Raw genomic sequence first — 19,316 nt, 5'->3', positions numbered from 1 at the left:
ACTGATACTCAATGAAAATCAAAGAGAAAACTAGGAAGCTAGCCGCAGGTTGCTCAAAACACTGTTTTGAGGTTGTGGATAGAACTAACGTAGTCAGCTCAAAACACCGTTTTGAGGTTGCAGATAGAACTGACGTAGTCAGTAACATCTATACGGCAAGGTGAATCTGACGTAGTTTGAAGAGATTTTCGAAGAGTATAAATCTTATTGATAAACTGCTTGCAGTCTGAGAAAAATGAGCTTGGATATTATTTCCAAACTCATTTGAATTCAATTTAACTATTAGAACAAGCCTAATACTGTTCCATCGCTTTCAACATCCATGTTGAGGGCTGCTGGTCGTTTTGGAAGTCCTGGCATGGTCATGACATCACCAGTTAAGGCAACGATGAAGCCTGCACCTAATTTTGGCACCAATTCACGAATGGTAATTTCAAAGTTTTCAGGTGCTCCAAGTGCATTTGGATTGTCTGAGAAGCTATACTGGGTCTTAGCCATACAGATTGGCAATTTGTCCCAACCGTTTTGAACGATTTGAGCGATTTGTGTTTGAGCTTTCTTCTCAAAGTTCACTTTGCTACCACGGTAGATTTCAGTAACAATCTTTTCAATCTTTTCTTGGACAGAAAGGTCATTGTCATACAAACGTTTATAGTTAGCTGGGGTTTCAGCGATAGTTTTGACAACTGTTTCGGCAAGTGCTACTCCACCTTCTGCACCATCAGCCCAGACACTAGCCAGCTCAACTGGAACATCAATTGAGGCACAGAGTTCTTTCAAGGCTGCGATTTCAGCTTCTGTATCAGAAACAAATTCATTGATAGCTACAACTGCTGGAATACCAAACTTACGGATATTTTCTACGTGGCGTTTCAAGTTAGCAAAACCGGCACGAACTGCTTCTACATTTTCCTCTGTCAGAGCATCCTTAGCCACGCCACCATTCATCTTAAGGGCTCGAAGGGTTGCGACAATGACAACTGCATCTGGAGATGTTGGTAAGTTTGGTGTCTTAATATCAAGGAATTTCTCGGCACCAAGGTCTGCACCAAAACCAGCTTCAGTAACTGTGTAATCAGCCAAGTGAAGGGCTGTAGTCGTTGCCAAGACAGAGTTACATCCGTGAGCAATATTGGCAAATGGACCACCATGTACAAAGGCAGGTGTACCGTAAATTGTCTGAACCAGGTTCGGTTTAATAGCATCCTTCAAAATCAAAGCCAAGGCACCTTCAACCTGTAAATCACCTACAGAAACTGGTGTACGGTCGTAACGATAACCAATAACGATATTCGCCAAACGACGTTTCAAGTCCTCGATGTCCGTCGCCAAGCAAAGAATAGCCATGATTTCAGAAGCGACGGTAATGTCAAAGCCATCCTCACGTGGAATACCATTTAGAGGGCCACCAAGTCCAACGGTCACATGGCGAAGAGCACGGTCGTTCAAGTCCACAACACGTTTCCAGAGTATACGACGTTGGTCAATTCCCAACTCATTTCCTTGGTGTAAGTGGTTGTCAATCAAAGCAGAAAGAGCATTGTTGGCAGTTGTAATGGCATGCATGTCTCCAGTAAAGTGGAGATTGATGTCTTCCATTGGCAGAACTTGAGCGTAACCACCTCCTGCAGCACCACCCTTAATTCCCATTACTGGACCAAGAGATGGTTCGCGAATAGCAATCATCGTTTTCTTGCCAATCTTGTTCAAGGCATCCGCAAGACCAATGGTAATGGTTGATTTTCCTTCACCTGCAGGTGTTGGGTTGATGGCAGTAACCAAAATCAATTTCCCAACTGGATTGCTCTCAACTGTACGAATTTTATCAAAACTAAGCTTAGCCTTGTACTTTCCATACAATTCCAAATCGTCGTAAGAAATTCCAAGCTTCTCTACAACATCAACAATGGGCTTCAACTCAATACTCTGTGCGATTTCAATATCTGTTTTCATTCAAAACTCCTCTAACCTCTTATATGATAATTCATTATAACACAAAACAAGATTTTTAACATCCTTAAACTCTCTAAACGTTCGTAATTATTCCTATTTTTAAGGTTTTTGGAGCCCTTTCTTAAATTTTATATGGCTTTATAGTTTTAAACTATAGTAGATTCTTATTATTTTTTATATATATTCAAGCGCTTTCTTTTGCTTATTATTTTTTTTTTTTGGTACAATAGTGCTATGAAAATTTTAGTTACATCGGGCGGTACCAGTGAAGCTATCGATAGCGTCCGCTCTATCACTAACCATTCTACAGGTCGCTTGGGGAAAATCATCACAGAAACCTTGCTTGCTGCAGGGCATGAAGTTTGTTTAATTACGACAAAACGAGCTCAGAAGCCAGAAGCTCACCCTAATCTAAGCATTCGAGAAATTACCAATACCAAGGACCTTCTACTAGAAATGGAAGAACGGGTTAAAGATTATCAGGTCTTGGTTCATTCAATGGCTGTGTCCGACTACACTCCTGTTTATATGACAGGTCTGGAGGAAGTTCAGGCTAGCTCCAATCTGGAAGAATTTTTAAGCAAGCAGAATCATCAGGCTAAGATTTCTTCAACTGACGAGGTTCAGGTCTTATTCCTGAAAAAAACACCCAAAATCATCTCTCTAGTCAAGGAATGGAATCCTGCTATTCATCTGATTGGTTTTAAACTACTAGTTGATGTCTCTGAAAATCATCTAATTGACACTGCTAGAAACAGTCTTATCAAGAACCAAGCAGACTTAATCATTGCAAATGACCAGACTCAAATTTCAACAGACAAGCATCGTGCTATCTTTGTTGAGAAAAATCAACTTCAATCAGTTAATACTAAGGAAGAAATTGCAGAACTCCTCCTTGAAAAAATTCAAGCCTACCATTCTTAGAAAGGAAAGATATGGCACATATTCTCTTGGCTGTAACAGGGTCAATCGCCTCTTACAAGTCGGCAGATTTAGTCAGTTCTCTAAAAAAACAAGGTCATCAAGTCACGGTTTTAATGACTCAGGCCGCTACAGAGTTTATCCAACCTTTGACACTACAGGTCTTATCACAGAATCCTGTCCACCTTGATGTCATGAAGGAACCCTATCCTAATCAGATTAATCATATCGAACTTGGAAAAAAGGCAGATTTATTTATCGTAGTCCCTGCAACAGCTAACACAATTGCAAAGCTAGCCCACGGCTATGCTGACAACATGGTAACCAGCATAGCTCTAGCCTTGCCCAAAAATATTCCTAAACTAATAGCTCCTGCTATGAATACAAAAATGTATGACCATCCGGCAACTCAGACTAATCTGAAAACATTAGAAACATACGGCTATCAGCTGATTGCTCCTAAGGAATCCCTACTAGCTTGTGGAGACCACGGAAGAGGAGCTTTAGCTGACCTCACAATTATTTTAGAAAGAATAAAGGAAACTCTCGATGAAAAAACGCTCTAATATTGCACCTATTGCTATCTTTTTTGCAACCATGCTCGTGATACACTTTCTGAGTTCACTTATCTTTAACCTTTTCCCATTTCCAATCAAACCGACCATCGTTCATATTCCTGTCATTATTGCCAGCATTATTTACGGTCCACGCGTTGGGGTTACACTTGGATTTTTGATGGGGCTGCTTAGCTTAACGGTTAACACGATTACAATTCTACCGACAAGCTACCTCTTCTCCCCATTTGTACCAAACGGAAACATCTACTCAGCTATCATTGCTATCGTCCCACGTATTTTGATTGGTTTAACTCCGTATCTAGTCTATAAACTAATGAAAAACAAGACTGGTCTGATTTTAGCTGGTGCCCTTGGTTCACTTACCAACACAGTCTTTGTCCTTGGTGGAATTTTCTACCTTTTTGGAAATGTTTTTGATGGTAATATCCAAAAACTCCTAGCAACTGTTATCTCAACAAATTCAATTGCCGAATTAGTCATTTCCGCAGTTCTAACCCTTGCTATTGTTCCAAGACTACAGACTTTGAAGAAATAAAAACAATCTCCGCTTTCAAACTTGAAGGTGGAGATTTTGCTCTATACAGTTTCTTTTTAGTGAAATCTTTACTAACTTTTAACTAAAAAACGACCTATAAACTCAAGTAAATCCTTGCTTTATTGTCTTCTTTATTGTACTATACTAGTGTATATACAGACAAAAAAGGAGATTCTTATGAATACACGGAAAAAGACACAATTTATGACAATGACAGCCCTTTTAACGGCTATTGCGATTTTGATTCCAATTGTTATGCCTTTCAAGATCGTCATTCCTCCTGCTTCTTACACTCTAGGGAGCCACATCGCTATTTTTATCGCTATGCTCTTGTCTCCCTTGATGGCAGTTTTTGTCATCCTAGCCTCTAGTTTTGGATTCTTGATGGCTGGCTATCCCATGGTAATCGTTTTTAGGGCTTTTTCCCATATCTTTTTTGGGACTTTGGGAGCTCTTTACCTACAAAAATTCCCCGATACTCTTGATAAACCAAAATCTTCCTGGATTTTCAACTTTGTGTTAGCGCTTGTCCATGCCCTTGCTGAAGTATTAGCCTGTGTCGTTTTTTACGCTACTTCTGGTACCAATGTAGAAAATATGTTTTATGTTCTCTTAGTTCTAGTTGGATTTGGCACAATTATCCATAGTATGGTAGACTATACATTAGCACTAGCTGTCTATAAAGTGCTTCGAAAACGCCGTTAAGTTAAAAGGAAGAACTATGACAAAAGATCGCAAACAAGCCCTGCTCCAACTCTTGAAAGAAGCTCCTAAAGCCCTCAATGGCCAAAGTTTGGCGGAACATTTTCATGTCACACGTCAGGTCATTGTACAGGACATCGCAATTTTGAGAGCCGATGGCGCTCCTATCCTATCCACTAATCGTGGCTACATCTATAAGCAAATTGATACCAATCCTTATGTTCACAAACTTTTCAAAGTGAAACATGAAGTTGAAGAAATCGGTCAGGAACTCCTTGCTATCGTCGATAATGGAGGGCGTGTCCAGAATACCTTGATTGACCATCCCGTTTATGGAGAAATTGAAACCTTGCTGAAATTGTCTTGTCGCCGAGATGTTCAACATTTTCTAGAACAAGTCGAGCGTTCAGACTTTAGACCTCTATCTGAATTGACAGATGGTATCCATTACCACCTAGTCGAAGCCGAAACACAACAAGACCTCCACTATATCGAGGAGGCCTTGGATCAGCTTGGTTATTTAGTAAAAGACTAGAAGATTTTCTTCTCCCAGCCATCTTCTGTACGGTGTCGGTAGAAAAACTCCGACTTGTCAGGAGCTTCCATCATTTCCATCAAGGGTAACATATCATAGAGGATGGGGAAGAAGCCTTTAAAATTACAAAACGCATAATATCAAGTGTTGACAAACCTCGATACTATGCGTTTTATTGTGGGGATATTTACTTCATTTTCTCCTGAAACTGAGTTTTTCTCCAGCCACTTTTTACACCCAAAAGCTCAAATACTAACAATAATATTTAAAAACTACATTGAATGAAAATTAACAACTACCTACTTACTAAAAATATATCACCAGTTATGTTGATCAACATTATCCTTAGTCACAAGATAAATTGGAGAAACTGTTTCTTTTTCCAGTTTTTTCCCTTGATAATGATCAATTGCTGATTGAATAGCAATTTCACCCATCTTAGCTGGTTGCTGAGCAATAGTGGCAGTAATATCACCTTTTGCAATAGCATCATGTGCATCTGGTTGACCATCAATACCAACAATTAATACATTGCTAAGACCAGCTGCTTTTACTGCTTGTGCAGCTCCTAACGCCATCTCATCATTCTGTGCAAAGATTGCTTGTACTTCTTTGTTTCCTTGAATCATATTTTGCGCTGTATTCAAAGCTTTTGCGCGATCAAAATTAGCGGATTGACTAGAAAGAACATCTAAATTTGTCTTTGAAATTTGTTCAAATCCTTTACCTCTATCTACAGTTGCAGAAGCGCCAGGGACTCCTGATAATTCAAAAGTTTTTGCTTTTTCTCCCAATTGCTTGGTAATAAATTCTGCAGCCATTTTACCTGCTTCTACGTTATCAGAAGCAACAGTTGTCAAGACTTCACCGCCATTACTACCGCGGTCAATTAAGATTACTGGAATATTTGCATTATTAGCAGCTTTAATAGATGTAACAATTGCATCAGAATCAACTGGATTAATTAGTAAAGCATCTACATTTTGACTAATAAAATTTTGAATATCATCTGCTTGTCTAGCAGCATCATCTTGTGCATCTGCTATCTTCAAAGTTACTTCTTTTTCTCTTGCGGCTTTTTCAAGACCATCTTTCATAGCTACAAAATAGGGATTGTTAGTAGTCGAAATAGAAACTCCTAATTTTAATTCTTTTGCTGACTTTTGAGTCGTAGATTTATTATCATTTGATGAATTTCCTAAACCAGTTTTTCCACAAGCTACTAAAGCAAAAATAAATGTTACAAACAAAGCAAAAATGCTAATTTTTTTAATAATTTTCATGTTATTACTCCTCGTAATATATATCTATAGGGATAGTTTCAATCCCGATTATTGTACGTCATCTAATAAATTGTTACTATTTCCAAAAAAATTGAAAATTATTCTACTGTTTTACAACTTTAAAACGATCAATCAGAACAGCAATTAAGATTACAACTCCTTTTACTACTTGTTGCCAAAATGCTGAAACACCGATAATATTAAGTCCATTATTCAAAACCCCAATAATTAAAGCACCTATTAAGGTCCCCAGTATGCGACCTTTACCTCCTGATAATGAGGTTCCCCCAAGAACAACAGCTGCAATAGCATCCATTTCATAACTAGCACCTGCTGTTGGTTGAGCAGAACTTAAGCGTGATGTTATAATCAATCCAGAAATTGAAGCCATAATACCTGAAATTGAATAAATGATAATTTTCACTTTATTTAGTTTCACACCTGATATATATGCTGCTTTTTCATTCCCCCCTATAGCATACACAGATTTACCAAATGCTGTTTTATGAAGTAAAACATATAAAACAATAAATACAATAAACATAATAATTACAGGAAATGGAATTCCGACTATGTAACCTTGCCCCAAAAATTGAAATAAGAATGTATCACTTAATCCTTTTGTAATAGGATTCCCATTTGTATAAACAAGTGTTGCGCCTCTAAAAATAGTCATAGTTGCTAAAGTAACGATAAATGGAGCTAATTTCCCGTAGGAAATCAATAAACCATTCATCATCCCCAGAATGCAACCCAAAATTAAAGAGATGAGAATTGCTAATGTAACAGGCATTCCAGATCCTAATAGGCCAGCTGTGAGCGCACTGGATAAGGCTAAAATTGATCCAACTGATAAATCAATTCCACCTGTTAGAATAACAAAGGTCATTCCAAAAGCGATCAGTGCATTTGATGTTACTTGCAATAGTAAATTTAACAGATTATTTGCTGTTAAAAAATTTGAATTGATAATAGTGATGACAGCCATTAAAATTATCAATGCTATTACTGTTGTCAATTCTGACATATACTTCATAGTATTTTTCACACTATTGTCCTCCTGTAGCTAGTTGCATAACTTTTTCTTGTGTAGCTTCTTGACGTGTTAATTCTCCACTAATTCTTCCTTCATGCATGACCATAATGCGATCACTGACTCCGATCACTTCTGGTAAATCTGAAGATACCATAATAATCGGCACACCTCGTTCAGCCAATTCATTCATTAATTGGTAAATTTCACGCTTAGCACCAACATCTACCCCACGAGTTGGCTCATCTAGAATCAGTACTTTTGGAGCAATACCTATCCATTTTGCTAAAACTACTTTCTGTTGATTACCACCAGAAAGTGTCCCAACTTCCTTATCTGGATAACCTGATTTAATTCGTAGCCTATCAATTAAACGTTGTACAAATATATCACTTGTTTTATTATCAAAAATGCCATTTTTAACAAAATCACGAGTACTAGGTAAAGTCATATTATCTTTAATAGAAAAATCTAAAATCAATCCCTCATCTTTACGATCTTCTGTTAAGAAACCAATTCCATGCTTAATTGCTTCAAAAGGATTTTTAATTATCAGTTCATCTTCATTTATTATAATTTGACCAGATTTTAAAGAATCAATTCCAAAAATTGCTCGCATTATTTCAGTACGACCAGCACCCATCAAACCAGAAAAACCAAGAATTTCCCCTTGACGTACATAGAAAGAAATATCCGTAAAAGCATCACCAGAAAGATTCTTAGCTTGAAAAACAATATTCCCAATCTCAGCCTTTTTTTCTGGATAATAATCTTCTAATTCACGACCTACCATCTTCTGAACTAATTCATCCGCATTGGTTAACTTCGTTTTCTTGGTATCAATTACAAACCCATCCCTCATAACAGTTATAAGATCTGTAATCTTAAAGATTTCTTCCATCCGATGTGAAATATACACAATACCTACACCATCAGATTTTAATCCTTCTATCACTTTAAAAAGTGTTTCAGTTTCACGATCAGTTAAAGCTGCTGTGGGTTCATCCATAATTAACAAGGAAACTTCTGATAATAAACATTTTGCTATTTCTATCATTTGTTGTTGTCCGACTGATAATTGACCAATGATTGCATCAAGAGGAATAGAGATATTAAGACGTTTAAATGCTTCTTTAGCTTTCCTTTCCATACTAGCTTTATCTAAAAACCCAATCGAATTTTTTATTTCTCTTCCTAAAAAAAGATTATCAAGTACAGTCATATCTGGCCAAGTATTCATTTCTTGATGAATAAAACTCAGTCCAAACCGTTCTGCCTCTTGAGGATTAGAAAATGTTTTTTCTTTTCCATCAATAAAAATAGTTCCTGAAGTAGCTGGAAAAAGTCCAGTTAAAATATTCATTAAGGTTGATTTGCCTGCACCATTCTCTCCCATTAAAGCATGAACTTCTCCTGAATTAAGAACCAAATCAATACTTTCTAAAACACGATTATTCCCAAAAGATTTTGAAATGTTCTTCATTTCAATTTTCATAGGCAACCCCCTTCTAAATAATAACTCCTGATTGCAAGATTATATTCGAATATGGTGTATCTTCCCCAGTGCGAATAACTGCCTTAACTTTAGTATTCATAGCTTTCAATTCTTCATGACTAATATATTCAATAATTATATTCGATCCTAAAAGATCTAGAACTGCTTGCCACTGTTCTTTGTTTTTTTCCTTAATTTCTTCTGCTAAGAAAATTTTTTCAATAAGTACATGATCTGAATATTCTTTTAAAACTTCTAAAAAACTTGGACTACCTTTTCTTAATGCTAAATCAATTTTATCAACACCTTTTGGAACTGGCAATCCTAAATCTCCGATACAAACCAAATCCATATGACCTAAATCATCAGCTAGTTTTGCTATATTACTATTTAAAATCCCATATTTCTTCATATCCTGAATGCTCCTTTATTTCTTTCAAACTCGGCATGCCTCCTTGCGCTCCAAATCTTTGAACAGAAAGATGTGAAGCAATTGTTGCAAAGGACAATGCAACATTCATCTCTTTTCCTTTTGAGATAGCATAAGCAAAAGCACCATTAAATGTATCTCCTGCTCCTGTAGTATCAACTACTTCTGCTTTTATAGCAGGAATCTTCTGAACTACTGCCCCATCATAATAAATGGAACCTTCAACTCCTAATGTCACAATCATTTTATTAGGATAAATTTTAATAATTTCTTCTAATTTCTTATCTGGAAAAAGCTCTGAACATTCATGCTCATTAGGAGTAATAAAATCACAAAAAGGAATCATCTCTATATCTGTTTCTCTAGCTGGTGCAGGATTGTAAAGCACCTTAACTTGATTTTCTTGACAAAATTTAGCTATAGATAGGTTGGCTTCATGTGGTATTTCATTCTGTAATACAACAATACTTGCATCACTAATCAATTCCCACTCATTTTTCCAATCATTTGTTTTAACTAAATTATTCGCTCCTGGATAATAAATAATTCTATTATCACCTCCATATAAAGTAATTTGTGCAACTCCTGTAGATTGTGGTACCGTTCCCACATGTTCTATAGAAATATTATTATTTTGCAGATTACTTAGTAAATCTGCTGAAAAAATATCTTCTCCGACGTTTCCAAATATGTAAATATTATCTTCTACACTGGATAATCTACCAATAGCTACAGCTTGATTTGCACCTTTTCCACCTGGAACTATATTAAATGAATCCCCAAAAATCGTTTCACCTCCTTCTGGAATCCTTTTTGTTCTCATAACTAAGTCCATTGAAATACTTCCAACAACAACAATTTTACTCATTACTTTCTCCTTAATGTATTTCTTTCTACGTATCTAACAGGTAGTTTAATTTTAGCTTCATCTATAGAGAACTTATTTGCCATATTATAGATTAGTTTTGCAGCCTGTTCTCCCATTTTATATGATGATTGGTGAATAGTTGATAAAGAAGGGTAAATAAATTGACTAAGTACAATATCATCATAACCAATGATTTGAATATCATCTGGAATTTTTTTACCAATTGCTAAAATTTCATGAATATAAGCTATCGCATGAATATCAGAAGGTGCTATAATACTATCGATATTTGGATTTCTTTTTAGATTCTCTTTAGCTTCTTTTTGAATTTTTTCAAAGTCAAACGTTTCACTTTCTTCAATACAAATTTCTAAAGATTTATTCCTCAAATAGTTTAAACTTGCTTCAAACCGTTCCGCGATATTCTCGGCTTTATCATCTAAAACTTTAATAATCAGAACTTGTTTAGCACCTGCATTACAGATTGCTTCAGCAGCCAAACGACCACCTGACTGATTATCAGAAAAAACACCGTAACCTGTATCTTTACTAATTCGGTCAACCACAACAACAGGTAATGATAAATCTGGATATTCTTTTGTGAAATCATGTGTAGTAATAATGCCAGCAGCATTTGTTTTCAACAGTAAATTAACATATTCACTCAAAGATTCTTGGTCTGAAATCGTACCAACCATAATTCTATAACCTTTATCTTTCAAATATGATTCAGCTCCTCGAACCAATCTTGGGAAGAAGGGATTTGAAATATCTGGCAATAAGAGTCCCACCATTTGGTTTTTTTTGGTTTTCAAAGATTGTGCTAATACATTTGGTGTGTAATTTAATTTTTTAATCGCATTTTTTATTTTCTCTCTCGCATCATCTCCGACATAACCTTTTTTTGATATATATCTTGAAACCGTTGATTTTGATACTCCAGCTTCTTCAGCAACCTGTTTTATTGTAGTCATCATTCCTCCTTCTTACATTGTGGAACCGTTCCCTTATTCTATAGTAAACGTTTTCTTTTGATTTGTCAATACTTTTCTAAAAATATTTTAAATTTATTTCAGAGTACATATATTTTTTCCACATCTTCTATTACTATTAGACAGGAAACACAACAAGACCTCAACTATATCGAGGAGGCCTTGGATCAGCTAGGTTATTTAGTAAGGGATTAGAAGATTTTCTTCTCCCAATCGTCTTCTGTACGGCGAGGGTAGAAAAATTCAGATTTGTCAGGAGCTTCCATCATCTCCATCAAGGGTAACATATCATAGGCCAGATCCAAGTTTGGAATCTGGTCTTTTTGTACCCAAGAAACTTCTCCTTCATCTGAAGAGCGAAGGGTACCAGAGAACTCAGTCGCCTTATAACAAACGACAATATAGCGCCCACCTGTATCTAGTGGCCAATTTTTAATGCCGACCAGTTGAGGATTTTGGATAGTCAACCCTGTTTCTTCATAGATTTCACGAATGACAGACTCCGCGAAAGACTCGCCGTTTTCTACATGACCTCCTGGAAAGGCATAACCTGACCAGCGATTGGTTTCAGGAGAGCGATACTGCATAACCACGCGCTGCGTTTCGAGGTCTTCAATCAGACAAATATTTGTTAAAATCGTTAATTGGGAACGGGACATGGATTTACTCGCTTTCTAAGTTATTAAATTTTCAGACTTGGTACCATATTAGCTTTTACTTTTGAGAATTATTTAGAATAGAACACCATCCGTTTTTCCTTTATAGGCTTTCCAAGTTCAAGGATTTTTTCTTGGCCATCAAAAGTAAAACCCATTTTTTGATAGAAAGCAATGGCGCGCTTATTATCTTTCAATACCCATAAGAAAATTTCAGAAAAATGATCAAGAGCAGTCAAAGCTGCTCTCACTAACTTTTGTGCGATTCCTTTTCCATAATAATCTTTTAAAACATATAAAGCAATAATTTCACCAGCTTGAATAGTCTCATCACGAAAGTTCCCATAACTGATAAAACCAACTACCTTCACGCCATCTATCGCAATCAATGTATTTTCTGGATACTTTTGACTAAAGAATCGACATCTTTCTAATGTCATCGTCTCCTGAAATTCTGCAGGCAAAAGATCGTCATAAGCCTCTCTCCACGTTTGCCAGTGAACAAGGGATTTACCTTCTATCTCTTCAGGAGTTTCCATTGATTTGATAATAACCGTCATTTATTTTCTTCTCCTTAATCCAACAGTCTGACTTCCTTTGCTACTTTTTGTAGAAATTTTTCTCTTGTTGAACTTGTATTCACTTCACGTCCTAACTCTCCTAAGATTGAAACCCTCTTTGTTTTTATGCCACAATGATTTAATACAGCATTCTTTAATACTGATATCCCATAACTGTCTGGAATGTTAACTGGACCTGAAAATACTTTGTACCACCAAGTTGGTGCCATGGAGGTTGCATAGATACTAGCTGTTTTGCCTTTTAGTAACTTTTTAAACTGATTACCTCTCAAGTAGTTCAAAATAAAGCTTCCTCGATTATTTGCAGAGTATGCAATGCCTGGCGTAAAAACACGATCAATCCACCCCTTCAATAGACTAGGCATACTACTCCACCAAATAGGATAAACAAAAATGAAATGATCTGCCCACTGGATTAATGATTGAGAGCGTAGAATAAACGGATCGTCCTCCATCCTTTGCCGATAACCATAACGTAAAACAGGATCAAACTCTTCCTCATTAAGATTAATCACTTCAAGTTCATGTCTCTTTGAGTCTATACTTTCTACAATCGTTTGAAAAATTGCTTGACAGTAGCTTTCTTTATCAGGATGTCCATTGATAACTAAAATATTCATAAAATTCCCCTAATCCAACGCCCTAACTTCCAGCATCATATCTCGAATCTGAGCTGCTAGTTCAAAGTCAAGCACTTCAACGGCTTCTTGCATTTGTTTTTCAAGTTTCTTGACAAGCTCTTTGCGCTCTTGTTTGTTGAGGCTGTTGATGTCAACTTCCTTGTCTTCTTCCTTAGCAACTGCCTTGGTCACGGCAATCAGGTCTCGAATTTCTTTCTTGATGGTTTGTGGAACGATACCGTGTTCTTCATTATAGGCCATCTGGATTTTCCGACGGCGGGCAGTTTCATCGATAGCACGTTGCATAGACTGGGTAACGGTGTCCGCATACATGATGACATGACCTTCACTGTTACGGGCGGCACGTCCAATGGTCTGGATGAGTCCACGTTCGTTACGGAGGAAACCTTCCTTGTCAGCATCGAGAATGCCAACCAAGCTAACCTCAGGAACGTCAATCCCTTCACGAAGGAGATTGATTCCAACCAAGACATCAAAGACACCCAAGCGGAGATCACGGATAATCTCCGTCCGTTCCAAGGTCTTGATATCCGAGTGCATGTACTTGACCTTGATGCCCATTTCCTTGAAATAGTCGGTCAAGTCCTCTGCCATTTTCTTGGTTAAAGTGGTAATAAAGGTACGCTCATTCTTTTCTAAACGGGCATTGATTTCACCTAAGAGGTCATCAATCTGTCCCATTGTCGGACGTACTTCCACCTCAGGATCCAATAGCCCTGTCGGACGAATGATTTGCTCAATCACTGTCTCTGTCTGTTCATTTTCATAGTCACCTGGTGTCGCTGAAACGTAAACAATCTGGTGCACATGGCTTTCAAACTCTTCACGACGTAAAGGACGATTGTCCAGAGCAGACGGCAAACGAAAACCATAATTTACTAGCATTTCTTTACGCGAACGGTCTCCATTGTACATGCCCTTGATTTGTCCCATGGTCATGTGGCTCTCATCAATCATGATCAAGAAATCATCTGGGAAGAAGTCGAGAAGGGTATAAGGAGGCTCACCCTCACTCCGCCCATCCATGTGGCGTGAGTAGTTCTCAACCCCGTTGGTATATCCCATCTCACGGAGCATTTCGATATCATACTCTGTCCGCTGTTTCAAACGTTGGGCTTCAAGCAGTTTGCCTTCCTTCTCAAAGACAGCTAACTGCTCTTCCAACTCGGCCTGAATCTTGGCAATGGCCACTTCCATGTGGTCGTCATTGGTCACAAAGTGAGTAGCTGGGAAAATCGCCAAATGATCCACTTCTCCCAAGACCTGACCTGTCAGAGCCTCAACCTCACGAATACGGTCAATTTCGTCTCCAAAAAATTCTACTCGAAAAGCGTGTTCATCACGAGAGGCTGGGAAAATCTCCACTACATCCCCACGCACACGAAATCTCCCCCGTTGGAAATCAATATCATTTCGCTCAAACTGAATATCAACCAAGTCATTCAAGAGTTTATCACGAGAAATTTCAAGACCTGGACGCAGACTAACGACACTATCAGCGTATTCTTTTGGCGAACCCAGACCATAGATACAAGAGACTGAGGCCACGACAATAACATCATTGCGCTCCAAAAGGGCCGAAGTCGCTGAGTGACGAAGTTTGTCAATCTCGTCATTGACAGAACTATCCTTTTCAATATAGGTATCACTAGAAGGCACATAGGCCTCTGGCTGGTAATAATCATAGTAAGACACAAAATACTCAACGGCATTTTCAGGAAAAAACTCCTTAAACTCTCCATATAGCTGGCCTGCTAGAGTTTTATTGTGGGCGATGACCAGAGTTGGTTTATTGACTTTGGAAATGACCTGACTCATGGTATAGGTCTTCCCTGTTCCAGTCGCCCCCATCAGAATCTGAGCTTTTTCTCCACCCTCGATATTATCAACCAACTGCTCGATAGCTTGTGGTTGGTCTCCTGATGGTTCATATTTTGATACTAGTTTAAATTGATTGTCTGTAATGCGATTGATCATAAGAATCCTCTCTCCATATGCTATTCCTATTTTAGCATACTTATAGCATTTTCACGAAGAAAAGGACGGACCGAAGTCACATCCTTTCATTTTCTTTCTTTAATTGATAAGCGAGATAAAGAATCAGCAGAAACAAAATAATACTGGACACGATGGAACCCTCAATACCAAAAGACCCACCAGAAAGCCAGTCTTGATTGCCTTGTGGAGTAAATTTCATGATTGATGTTCCTGAAGACTGGCCACTAACTAATACTCCAAAGAGGTTTCCCTGTGCGAAATTCCAAGCTCCATGAATACCACCTATACCCCATATAGTATCTGTTTTAAGAAGATATAGGGACATGGCAACTCCGAATAAAAAGAGATCAATTGCAGATAAGAAAGTTATGCCTGGATTTCCTAAATGAAGTAAGGTAAAGAGACTACTAGATATGATAATAGCGACTTTAAGATTGGTTCTCTTAGCCAATTGTGGAATCAGCCAAGCACGAGTAACCAATTCTTCTGCCGTTCCTTGTAAAATCCAAAATGGAATGGTAAAAATGACAAAGATAAGCGAATAAGGATTCAAGTGAATGGAGTCAAATTGATACTGCCCCAACACTACTAGTCCAGCCAAAGCAAGTATAAAGAGGGATAGACCAAGACCGTATCCTTTAAATAAGGCACTTAAAAAATTTTCTTTATAGAATCCCAAGGTTCGAATCGGTCTTTTCTCTACTTTTCTAGTCCATCTAAACACAGTTAAGATGATAAAACCAAAGGACAATAATTCAAATATTAAATGGATGTCACTTGTTTTATCAGATAAATTCTGAAATAACATTTGAAGGAAATCTGCAATTCTTTGACCACCCATACCAAGATTGCTAAATAGCCCGATCAATGCTAAAAAACTAAGGCCAAAAAATAGAGAAGATATGAACTCAGATATATAGACGAAAAATAGAGCTAACAAGGGGCTTGTGTAAATGTTTAAACTCATTTTAGAAGTTTCAAAGTCTTTTAAGATTCTTTTGTCTTTCATAACTTTATCCTCTTTTACTATATGATATACCTTTATTATAGCACTTCTGTTGTGTGATTCAAGACAAAACAAGAATTATGGATGTTATATTTTCTGACACAAAAATATAAAAATTTGCCTTTTTTTACTTTTTCTGATATAATGGGAAAATATTCGGAAAAGGAGACTAAAAATGAAGAAAAAATTTCTAGCATTTTTGCTAATTTTATTCCCAATTTTCTCATTAGGTATTGCCAAAGCTGAAACGATTAAGATTGTTTCTGATACCGCCTATGCACCTTTTGAGTTTAAAGATTCAGATCAAACTTATAAAGGAATTGATGTTGACATTATCAACAAAGTCGCTGAGATTAAAGGATGGAACATTCAGATGTCCTATCCTGGATTTGACGCAGCGGTCAATGCGGTTCAAGCTGGTCAAGCTGACGCTATCATGGCAGGGATGACAAAGACGAAAGAACGTGAAAAAGTTTTCACCATGTCTGATACTTACTATGATACAAAAGTTGTCATTGCAACTACAAAGGCACACAATATTAGCAAGTACGACCAATTAACTGGCAAAACCGTTGGTGTTAAAAACGGAACTGCTGCTCAACGTTTTCTTGAAACAATCAAAGATAAATACGGCTTTACTATTAAAACATTTGACACTAGTGATTTGATGAACAACAGCTTGAGTGCTGGTGCCATTGATGCCATGATGGATGACAAACCTGTTATCGAATATGCCATCAACCAAGGTCAAGACCTCCATATTGAAATGGATGGGGAAGCTGTAGGAAGTTTTGCTTTCGGTGTGAAGAAAGGAAGCAAATACGAGCACCTAGTTACTGAATTTAACCAAGCCTTGGCTGAAATGAAAAAAGATGGTAGCCTTGATAAAATCATCAAAAAATGGACTGCTTCATCGTCTTCAGCAGTGCCAACTACAACTACTCTTGCAGGCTTAAAAGCTATTCCCGTTAAGGCTAAATATATCATTGCCAGCGATTCTTCTTTTGCACCTTTTGTTTTCCAAAATTCAAGCAACCAATACACTGGTATTGATATGGAATTGATTAAGGCCATCGCTAAAGACCAAGGTTTTGAAATTGAAATCACCAACCCTGGTTTCGATGCTGCTATCAGTGCTGTTCAAGCTGGACAAGCTGACGGTATCATTGCTGGTATGTCTGTCACAGATGCTCGTAAGGCAACTTTTGACTTCTCAGAATCATACTACACTGCTAATACAATCCTTGGTGTCAAAGAATCAAGTACCATTGCTTCTTATGAAGATTTGAAAGGGAAGACAGTTGGTGTTAAAAACGGAACTGCTTCTCAAACCTTCCTAACAGAAAATCAAAGCAAATACGGCTACAAAATCAAAACCTTCGCTGATGGTTCATCAATGTATGACAGTTTAAACACTGGTGCCATTGATGCCGTTATGGATGATGAGCCTGTCCTCAAATATTCTATCAGCCAAGGACAAAAATTGAAAACACCAATCGCTGGAACTCCAATCGGTGAAACAGCCTTTGCCGTTAAAAAAGGCACAAATCCTGAATTGATTGAAATGTTCAACAACGGACTTGCAAACCTTAAAGCAAACGGTGAATTCCAAAAGATTCTTGACAAATACCTAGCTAGCGAATCTTCAACTGCTTCAACAAGCACTGTTGATGAGACAACTATTTGGGGCTTGCTTCAAAACAACTACAAACAGCTCCTTAGCGGTCTTGGTATCACTCTTGCTCTAGCTCTTATCTCATTTGCTATTGCCATTGTCATCGGGATTATCTTCGGTATGTTCAGTGTCAGCCCATATAAATCTCTTCGTGTAATCTCTGAGATTTTCGTTGACGTTATCCGTGGTATTCCATTGATGATTCTTGCAGCCTTCATTTTCTGGGGAATTCCAAACTTCATCGAGTCTATCACAGGCCAACAAAGTCCAATTAACGACTTCGTAGCCGGTACTATTGCCCTCTCACTCAATGCAGCGGCTTATATCGCTGAGATCGTTCGTGGTGGTATTCAGGCCGTTCCAGTTGGACAAATGGAAGCCAGCCGAAGCTTGGGTATCTCTTATGGAAAAACCATGCGTAAGATTATCTTGCCACAAGCAACTAAATTGATGTTGCCAAACTTTGTTAACCAATTCGTTATCGCTCTTAAAGATACAACTATCGTATCTGCTATCGGTTTGGTTGAACTCTTCCAAACTGGTAAGATTATCATCGCCCGTAACTACCAAAGTTTCAAGATGTATGCAATCCTTGCTATCTTCTATCTTGTAATTATCACGCTTTTGACTAAACTAGCGAAACGCTTAGAAAAGAGGATTCGTTAATGGCAAAATTAAAAATTGATGTAAATGATTTACACAAAAGCTACGGAAAAAATGAAGTTTTAAAAGGAATTACGACCAAGTTCTATGAAGGAGATGTTGTTTGTATCATCGGTCCTTCAGGTTCTGGTAAGTCAACTTTCCTTCGTAGCCTAAATCTTTTAGAAGAAGTTACTAGCGGTCACATCACTGTGAACGGTTATGACTTAACTGAAAAAACAACCAACGTTGACCACGTCCGTGAAAATATCGGAATGGTGTTCCAACACTTCAATCTCTTCCCACACATGTCTGTATTGGACAACATCACCTTTGCTCCTATTGAGCACAAGTTGATGACTAAGGAAGAAGCTGAAAAATTGGGAATGGAGTTGCTTGACAAGGTTGGGCTAGCAGATAAGGCTAAGGCCTGTCCAGATAGCCTATCAGGTGGTCAAAAACAACGTGTAGCCATCGCTCGTGGACTTGCAATGAATCCAGACATCATGCTCTTTGATGAACCAACTTCTGCCCTTGACCCTGAAATGGTCGGAGACGTACTAAACGTTATGAAGGAATTGGCTGAGCAAGGTATGACCATGATTATCGTAACCCATGAGATGGGATTTGCTCGTCAGGTTGCCAACCGAGTTATCTTTACTGCAGATGGCGAGTTCCTAGAAGACGGAACACCTGATCAAATCTTTGATAACCCTCAACACCCACGTCTGAAAGATTTCTTGGACAAGGTCTTAAACGTCTAATACTCAAACTGTAAGGATTTCCTTGCAG

At 37.8% G+C, this 19,316-nt stretch carries 20 protein-coding genes and 2 pseudogenes; 9 read left to right on the top strand and 13 right to left on the bottom strand.

Translation table 11 applies throughout. From position 1 onward, the window contains the following. Nucleotides 1-11 precede the first annotated feature (11 nt). Nucleotides 12-164, top strand: a complete 153-nt coding sequence (locus HW098_RS10425; RefSeq protein ID WP_240149444.1) for a chlorohydrolase — start codon at nt 12-14, stop codon at nt 162-164. 118 nt (nt 165-282) lie between these two features. On the opposite strand, the gene HW098_RS02225 is transcribed toward HW098_RS10425, so the two are convergent. Continuing rightward, the gene (locus HW098_RS02225) at nt 283-1,953 is read right to left on the bottom strand and encodes a formate--tetrahydrofolate ligase (RefSeq protein ID WP_176139152.1); all 1,671 of its coding nucleotides are present in this window, start codon (nt 1,951-1,953) and stop codon (nt 283-285) included. Between the two features lie 234 nt (nt 1,954-2,187). Between HW098_RS02225 and coaB the strand changes: the two genes are divergently transcribed. The 5 genes from coaB (at nt 2,188) to HW098_RS02200 (ending at nt 5,224) form a co-directional block, all read left to right on the top strand. Next, the gene (coaB, locus tag HW098_RS02220; RefSeq protein WP_176139151.1) at nt 2,188-2,877 is read left to right on the top strand and encodes a phosphopantothenate--cysteine ligase; all 690 of its coding nucleotides are present in this window, start codon (nt 2,188-2,190) and stop codon (nt 2,875-2,877) included. An 11-nt stretch (nt 2,878-2,888) separates the two neighbouring features. Then, a complete protein-coding gene (gene coaC / locus HW098_RS02215; RefSeq protein WP_176139150.1) occupies nt 2,889-3,440 on the top strand; it encodes a phosphopantothenoylcysteine decarboxylase in 552 nt (183 codons plus the stop codon). After that, a complete protein-coding gene (locus HW098_RS02210) occupies nt 3,424-3,987 on the top strand; it encodes an ECF transporter S component (protein ID WP_000747412.1) in 564 nt (187 codons plus the stop codon). The genes coaC and HW098_RS02210 overlap by 17 nt, the downstream gene beginning before the upstream one ends. 177 nt (nt 3,988-4,164) lie before the next feature. Continuing rightward, nucleotides 4,165-4,692, top strand: coding sequence for an ECF transporter S component (locus tag HW098_RS02205; RefSeq protein WP_176139149.1), 528 nt, complete (start codon nt 4,165-4,167; stop codon nt 4,690-4,692). 16 nt (nt 4,693-4,708) lie between these two features. Continuing rightward, nucleotides 4,709-5,224 carry a transcription repressor NadR gene (locus HW098_RS02200; RefSeq protein WP_176139148.1) on the top strand — a complete coding sequence of 172 codons (516 nt, stop codon included), beginning with the start codon at nt 4,709-4,711 and terminating at the stop codon, nt 5,222-5,224. Here the strand turns inward: HW098_RS02200 and HW098_RS10420 are convergent. The 7 genes and pseudogenes from HW098_RS10420 to HW098_RS02170 form a co-directional block, all read right to left on the bottom strand. After that, nucleotides 5,221-5,328 (bottom strand): annotated as a pseudogene (locus HW098_RS10420) (NUDIX hydrolase); the annotation flags it as partial. The gene HW098_RS02200 and the pseudogene HW098_RS10420 sit on opposite strands and share 4 nt — an antisense overlap. Before the next feature lie 213 nt (nt 5,329-5,541). Beyond that, the gene (locus tag HW098_RS02195; RefSeq protein ID WP_049544192.1) at nt 5,542-6,507 is read right to left on the bottom strand and encodes a substrate-binding domain-containing protein; all 966 of its coding nucleotides are present in this window, start codon (nt 6,505-6,507) and stop codon (nt 5,542-5,544) included. A 103-nt stretch (nt 6,508-6,610) separates the two neighbouring features. Beyond that, nucleotides 6,611-7,555, bottom strand: a complete 945-nt coding sequence (gene rbsC, locus HW098_RS02190) for a ribose ABC transporter permease (protein ID WP_004248623.1) — start codon at nt 7,553-7,555, stop codon at nt 6,611-6,613. 1 nt (nt 7,556) lies between these two features. After that, the gene (locus tag HW098_RS02185) at nt 7,557-9,035 is read right to left on the bottom strand and encodes a sugar ABC transporter ATP-binding protein (RefSeq protein ID WP_176139147.1); all 1,479 of its coding nucleotides are present in this window, start codon (nt 9,033-9,035) and stop codon (nt 7,557-7,559) included. A 13-nt stretch (nt 9,036-9,048) separates the two neighbouring features. Next, complete coding sequence (gene rbsD, locus HW098_RS02180; RefSeq protein WP_000759835.1) at nt 9,049-9,447, bottom strand: D-ribose pyranase; 399 nt, start codon at nt 9,445-9,447, stop codon at nt 9,049-9,051. Continuing rightward, nucleotides 9,422-10,333, bottom strand: a complete 912-nt coding sequence (rbsK, locus tag HW098_RS02175; RefSeq protein ID WP_176139146.1) for a ribokinase — start codon at nt 10,331-10,333, stop codon at nt 9,422-9,424. Before rbsK ends, rbsD begins: the two co-directional genes overlap by 26 nt. Continuing rightward, nucleotides 10,333-11,307: a LacI family DNA-binding transcriptional regulator gene (locus tag HW098_RS02170; RefSeq protein ID WP_000207600.1), complete on the bottom strand. Its 975-nt coding sequence runs from the start codon at nt 11,305-11,307 to the stop codon at nt 10,333-10,335. Before HW098_RS02170 ends, rbsK begins: the two co-directional genes overlap by 1 nt. A 144-nt stretch (nt 11,308-11,451) precedes the next feature. On the opposite strand from HW098_RS02170, the pseudogene HW098_RS02165 reads away from it, so the two are divergent. Next, nucleotides 11,452-11,520 (top strand): annotated as a pseudogene (locus tag HW098_RS02165) (DNA-binding transcriptional regulator); the annotation flags it as partial. On the opposite strand, the gene HW098_RS02160 reads toward HW098_RS02165, so the two are convergent. The 5 genes from HW098_RS02160 to HW098_RS02140 form a co-directional block, all read right to left on the bottom strand. After that, a complete protein-coding gene (locus tag HW098_RS02160; RefSeq protein ID WP_042751248.1) occupies nt 11,517-11,984 on the bottom strand; it encodes an 8-oxo-dGTP diphosphatase in 468 nt (155 codons plus the stop codon). The pseudogene HW098_RS02165 and the gene HW098_RS02160 overlap by 4 nt on opposite strands. Nucleotides 11,985-12,052: 68 nt before the next feature. Next, the gene (locus tag HW098_RS02155; RefSeq protein WP_176139145.1) at nt 12,053-12,541 is read right to left on the bottom strand and encodes a GNAT family N-acetyltransferase; all 489 of its coding nucleotides are present in this window, start codon (nt 12,539-12,541) and stop codon (nt 12,053-12,055) included. Nucleotides 12,542-12,555: 14 nt separating this feature from the next. Next, a complete protein-coding gene (locus HW098_RS02150; RefSeq protein ID WP_176139144.1) occupies nt 12,556-13,182 on the bottom strand; it encodes an NAD(P)H-dependent oxidoreductase in 627 nt (208 codons plus the stop codon). Nucleotides 13,183-13,191: 9 nt separating this feature from the next. Continuing rightward, on the bottom strand, nt 13,192-15,180 hold the full coding sequence (uvrB, locus tag HW098_RS02145) for an excinuclease ABC subunit UvrB (protein ID WP_176139143.1): 1,989 nt from the start codon (nt 15,178-15,180) through the stop codon (nt 13,192-13,194). Nucleotides 15,181-15,256: 76 nt separating this feature from the next. Next, nucleotides 15,257-16,210 carry a CPBP family intramembrane glutamic endopeptidase gene (locus tag HW098_RS02140; protein WP_176139142.1) on the bottom strand — a complete coding sequence of 318 codons (954 nt, stop codon included), beginning with the start codon at nt 16,208-16,210 and terminating at the stop codon, nt 15,257-15,259. A 172-nt stretch (nt 16,211-16,382) separates the two neighbouring features. Between HW098_RS02140 and HW098_RS02135 the strand changes: the two genes are divergently transcribed. Together HW098_RS02135 and HW098_RS02130 are read left to right on the top strand one after the other, a co-directional pair. After that, nucleotides 16,383-18,548, top strand: a complete 2,166-nt coding sequence (locus HW098_RS02135; RefSeq protein WP_176139141.1) for an ABC transporter substrate-binding protein/permease — start codon at nt 16,383-16,385, stop codon at nt 18,546-18,548. Beyond that, nucleotides 18,548-19,288: an amino acid ABC transporter ATP-binding protein gene (locus tag HW098_RS02130; RefSeq protein WP_023936216.1), complete on the top strand. Its 741-nt coding sequence runs from the start codon at nt 18,548-18,550 to the stop codon at nt 19,286-19,288. The genes HW098_RS02135 and HW098_RS02130 overlap by 1 nt, the downstream gene beginning before the upstream one ends. Nucleotides 19,289-19,316 lie beyond the last annotated feature (28 nt).

Source organism: Streptococcus sp. 1453, from assembly GCF_013276955.1.
Lineage (GTDB): Bacteria > Bacillota > Bacilli > Lactobacillales > Streptococcaceae > Streptococcus.
Note: the sequence above shows the minus strand (reverse complement) of the source record. Positions and strands in the feature narration are given on the sequence as shown.